General features: G+C 65.5%; 1 pseudogene. It reads right to left on the bottom strand.

Annotation, left to right across the window (positions count from 1 at the left end):
- Window positions 1-368: pseudogene (locus IVB27_RS06345) on the bottom strand (IS21 family transposase); the annotation flags it as partial.
- Window positions 369-562: the final 194 nt, after the last annotated feature.

Below are 562 nucleotides of genomic sequence, written 5' to 3'. Positions count from 1 at the left end.
AAGATGACCTCCTGCTCCTCGCCGTGGATCGCCCGCCAGGCGCGGATCCGGCGCTCGAGCGTGCGGCGGATTCCAGCCCCCAGCTCAGGATGGCGTCGGAGCATCTCCTCGAAGATCGCCACAGGCCGCACGCCGGGAGCCGCCTTCAGCATCGGCACGACCTCCAGGCCGAAGACGTTGGCCAAGGGATCCGGCCGGCGCCTTTGCCGCGGTGACTTCTTTTGCGACGGAAGACGCAGATCCTTCTCGAGCCGATAGGCGGTCGACGAACTGAACGACGCCTTCGCGGCCGCCTCTGGCGGCGAATTGGTTTGACGGAACTTCATGTAGAGCCTCATCTGGTGATCGGTGACATGGCAGCCTGGCAACGGGTGATTCCTCTTTGGCGAGAAGAACCATCCATCACCGGCCAGCCGCGATCACCAGACGGCGCGGTCCACTCGGATCGCGCCGTCGCCGGGCTCGTAACTCCGGTCGGGCTACGCCCTCCCTGCGTCACGAGCCCGGCGAAGCTCTCTCATCCTGATTGACGCTGCACTTCCATCCTGATTGCCGCGCCGCA

Source organism: Bradyrhizobium sp. 197, from assembly GCF_023073375.1.
GTDB lineage: Bacteria > Pseudomonadota > Alphaproteobacteria > Rhizobiales > Xanthobacteraceae > Bradyrhizobium.
This window is presented reverse-complemented; position numbering and strand designations above follow the sequence as displayed.